General features: G+C 55.4%; 3 protein-coding genes. 2 read left to right on the plus strand and 1 reads right to left on the minus strand.

Going from position 1 to position 4,377, the window contains the following annotated elements:
• On the minus strand, positions 1 to 846 hold an 846-nt coding region (locus tag ABYK60_RS18175), incomplete at its 3' end, for a TonB-dependent receptor plug domain-containing protein (protein WP_372873407.1).
• 258 nt (positions 847 to 1,104) lie between these two features.
• Here ABYK60_RS18175 and ABYK60_RS18180 point away from each other — a divergent pair.
• Both ABYK60_RS18180 and ABYK60_RS18185 read left to right on the plus strand, forming a co-directional pair.
• Positions 1,105 to 1,806 (plus strand): DUF3581 domain-containing protein, encoded by a 702-nt coding sequence (locus ABYK60_RS18180; RefSeq protein WP_372873408.1) that lies wholly within the window; start codon positions 1,105 to 1,107, stop codon positions 1,804 to 1,806.
• Between the two features lie 235 nt (positions 1,807 to 2,041).
• The coding region (locus ABYK60_RS18185) for an ATP-binding protein (protein WP_372873409.1) at positions 2,042 to 4,377 on the plus strand (2,336 nt) is incomplete at its 3' end.

The raw sequence follows: 4,377 nt of genomic DNA on the forward strand, positions 1-4,377 counted from the left end.
ATGCTCTGTGGTCATCACGTCCTTTTGTGACGCTGAATAGCGGCTGAAAGGATTGGCGGCGTAGTCGGCATCGGTCAGACCCATGTAGGTCTCGTCAGAGACTTCATCGGCATACTTGAGTTTGAGTTCCAGACGCTGGGCATACTTGGCATCTTTGGCGCTGTCGATGGCGATTTTTGCCAGCAGATCATTTTTCACAAAGCCGGTATCACCGCCAACGCCATTGATATTACGGAAACCATCGGCCTGATAGCGATACACTTCGGTCACAGCACCAATACGTTCGCCCTGACCTCCGGCGTGAGCGTGCAGCTTGCCATAGCCATCCTGACCCAGGGCGACGTCGAGTGCGCCTGCCAGTTCGGTATCAGGAATTTGGCGGGAAACCAGGTTCACCACACCGCCGGTGGTGCGCGGGCCGTATTTCACGGTAGAAGAGCCTTTGAGTACTTCAATTTGCTGCATCCTACCTGAGGTTGGGAAGTAATAGGCCGCCGGTGAAGCATAAGGTGCCGGCGCTGCCAGTACGCCATCTTCCATCACGGTTATCTTTTCTGAGCGGTTCTGACCCGTGCCGCGCATGCCAAGATTGGGGCGCAGACCATAGCCTTCTTCTTCCTGAATATAGACCCCGGGCACTGAGGCCAGGGTGCGCATAATGTCGGAATACTTGAAGGTATCCAGCTCTTCCTGGCTGAGCTGATGGGCACTGCCCGGTACTGTGTTGATGGGGTTCTTTTTACCGAAAATGCGGATTTGCTCTATATCGGCATTGGCGGCAAAGCTGGCCAGCAGGGCGCTTGAAATCAGGCTCAGCATGAAAGCTGGCTTGGTGATGGTGGTCATGGTTTCTCCTTTTGCAGTTAATGATAATAGTTATCATTTGCTGTCAAAGGTTAGGGAAACGTGCTTAAGACTAGCTTAATTTCTGATTTCTTTACCTTTGTATCAAAAAGGTAAACATTTGCCGTAACAGGTTTTATATCCCGGCTGTTCTGGTGCAGCGCTGTGGCCTAAGTCATCGGGTGAGTTAATTGTCATAATTGAGGTAGACTGCTTGGCCTAAAAAAACGACACAACAAGATTTCAGGTGTATCAAAGCCTATGTTTCTCGATCCTTTTTTCACTCAAACTGATGAAACAGTAACGATTTCTCCTTTTCAGGCCAGCGAGTTTGCCAAGCGGGTCGCAGAAGATTTCAACCCTATTCACGACGAAAGTGCCAAGCGCTTTTGCGTGCCCGGCGACCTTTTGTTTGCACTGGTGCTGAGCCACTATGGCCTGAGCCAGAAGATGCAATTCAAATTTGAAGGCATGGTGGGCGAGGGCGTGTGCCTGAACTTCCTGGCTGAAGTGGGCGACAGTTTCCCTATCTGCGACAGTCGCGACAAGACCTATCTCAGTGTCAGCCGCCAGGGCGAGGTGAGCCGATGCGAGACCCAAATCGAGTCTTTCGTGCGCAGCTATGTGTCTTTCTCCGGGCTTAACTTTATCCATGTGCTGGTGCCCATGATGCGTGAGCACGGGGTAATGATTAACCCCGACCGCCCACTGGTGATCTACGAGAGCATGGCATTTGATCTCAACACCCTGGATTTCGAACCGGTAGCGCTCGAGCTCAGTGATGCCCGCCTCAGCGTGGATGGCAAGCGCGGTGACGTGACCCTGGAATTTGCCCTTATCAGCGATGGCAAGCAGGTTGGCACCGGCGTTAAGACTTTGGTGATGAGTGGCCTGCGCCAGCTGGATGAAGCCGCCCTTGATGGCATGGCACAGTTCTACGAAGAGCGCCGCGCCACCCTGTAACGCACAGCTTGGCTTAAATTCCCGCCAAACAGCTCACAAAGCCTGATATGACGCCGCTTCAAGGCCCCGTGTGATTGCCATCCACGGGGCTTTCCTTTACCTTAATAATCCTTTCCCGTGTGTGTTCGATCCGCTCAGGTGTTTACCTCTAAACGCGTGTATTCCATCCATGGGCCTTGGTCGTGATCCCGACCTCTTGCCGCCAGATTGCGGCCGCTTTGCTTTAAGGATAAAGATGTCTAGCTTGCAACGAATCGTGCTTATCGACACCCACCTGCCCGGGGTGGTCGAGCTGGCCCTCGACGGCCATACCAATATCTGTGGTACCAATGCCTCGGGCAAGACCACACTGCAGCGACTGGTGCCGGTGTTTTATGGCGAATACCCAAGCCGGGTGGTGCCCTCCACCCGTGACAGTTTTGAGCGCTGGTACCTGCCCCACGACAGCAGCTATATCATTTACGAATATCGCCGCGGCGACGGCCTCTTGTATCAGGCGGTATTAAGCTCCAACGGCGATGGTAAGGGTATCAGTTACCGCTTTATCGCCAAGGGCTTCGAGTTGGACGACTATGTGAAGGCCCGTAACGGCGATGCCCTGGTGTGTCACACCGCCGCCGAGCTTGGCCGTGAAATGAAACGTGCCGGCATTGCCCACACCAATCTGCTCAATACCCGCGAATACCGTGCCATTATTCAAAACGATCGCACTCTGTTGTCGAGCGGCACCAACAGGGCTGAGCTTAGAAGCTATGCCCGCCAGTTTGCCCTGTGCGACGCCGAGCACACCTTAAGACACATCGAAAAACTCGCCAAAGCGGTGCACTCTAAAGAAGGCAAGATGGAAACGGTAAAGTCCATGATTGCCGCCATTCTGGAAGAAGACGGTGTAAATCCGCCGACCTCGCGCATCAATCCGCAGCAGGTGGAAAACTGGATCCGCGAGTGCCAACTTATTGCCGGATTTGAAGAAATTCGCCCCGAGTTCGACAAGCTGGAGCAGGAGTTCAATCAACTGCTGTCTGCCGAGCTGCGTCTGGCCGGGCTGCACAAGGGCTATAAGGATGACGAAGTGCTGGAGGCCGAGCGGCTGGATCGCTGTCAGACCGCCTCCAAGGAATACAACTTCCGCCTGCGCCAGCTCGATGACGAGTGGAAGGAAAAGCGCGACGAGCTGAACCAGGAAATCTCCGCCGCCCGTGGTGACGTCAGCAAGTTCGAGCACGAACTTGAGGTGATTGAAGATCAGCACGGCGCCTTCCTCGATGCCGATATCGAAACCGCAAAGGGCGATCTCGAGCAGCTGCCGCTGTGGCGCACCGACCTTGAAAACTTAAGCGAGCGCCATAAGCTGCTCACCGACAAACACCAGGACGTAGAGGCTGCCTATAACGCCCGCCGCTCCAAGATTGTTGAGCAGTTAAACCGCGACCTGGAAGTGCTGGATCAGGATCTGGATAAGCAGCGCGATGCCCGTGAGCGTCAGGCCGCAGCTGCCCGCAGCGATCTTGAGAAACTTGAGCAGTTCTGGCGCGATCAGCTGGAAGCAGGCAAGAACCGTTTCCGTGAAGAAGAATATGAGCTGAAGCTCGCCGCTTCTGAAGAAAAGCTGCGCCAGGATGCGGTGACCTACACCGAAGAGGAAAAGCTCAATCTGGCGGTGTTCGATGAGCGCATTGAACGTGCCGACGAAGAGCAGGAAGCCAGCAACGCCAACGTGGAGCGTCTGGCGCTGGAAGAGCGTCGTCTGCGTTCCCGCCGCGATCAGGCCAGCGAAGCCCTGCGTCTGGCCAGCATCCGTGTCAGCGAGCGCCAGAATGCGCTGGATGAGCTCAAGACCATGCTGTTTCCTCAGTCGCACACCCTGCTGGAGTTTCTGCGTAAAGAAGCCCCCGGCTGGGAAGAGCACCTGGGTAAGGTGATTGCTCCCGAGCTGTTGCACCGCACCGATCTGCATCCCTTTAACGCGAGCAGCGGCGCTGACGGTAACAGCCTGTTCGGCATAGGGCTGGACTTAAAGGCGCTGGATATTCCCGAATATGCCCAGAGTGAGCAGGAACTCAGAAGCCGTCTTGCCAAGGCCGAAGAAGCTCTGGGCAGTGCCCGCGAAGTGCAGGAAGCCGCCGAAGAGCAGCTGGTGACAATCAACGGCGAGCTGGAAAAGCTCTCCCGCGAACTCACCTTTGCCCGCACCGCCTTTAAAAATGCCCGTGAAGACCTGCGCCGTTTATTCGATGAAAAGCGCGCCGAGCAGGACAGGGTCAACAAGGCACTGGCCGAGCGTAAGCAACTGGCCGGTAAGCGTTTGGTGACCATTGAACATCAGCTTAAGCAGCTTGGCCGCGACCATCAGGACTGGCTGGAGGAGACCAAGGAAGAGTCCCTCGAAGCGCGGATGGAAAAGAATGCCTACTGGCAGGAAGTGGTGGGTGCGCTGGATGCCCAGATTGCTTCGGTCAAGACAGGTATCGAGAGCCGCCGTGCCAACGCCAAGGCCGAAACCAAGGCCTGTGAGCAGTGGTACAAAAACGAGCTTAAGTCCCGCGGTGTGGACGAAGACAAGATTGTGGG

The organism is Shewanella sp. (assembly GCF_041630135.1).
Lineage (GTDB): Bacteria > Pseudomonadota > Gammaproteobacteria > Enterobacterales > Shewanellaceae > Shewanella.

Bases quoted from the DNA above. Each gene is read 5' to 3' on its own strand.
- ABYK60_RS18180 (WP_372873408.1), top strand. From the start codon at position 1,105: ATGTTTCTCGATCCTTTTTTCACTCAAACTGATGAAACAGTAACGATT.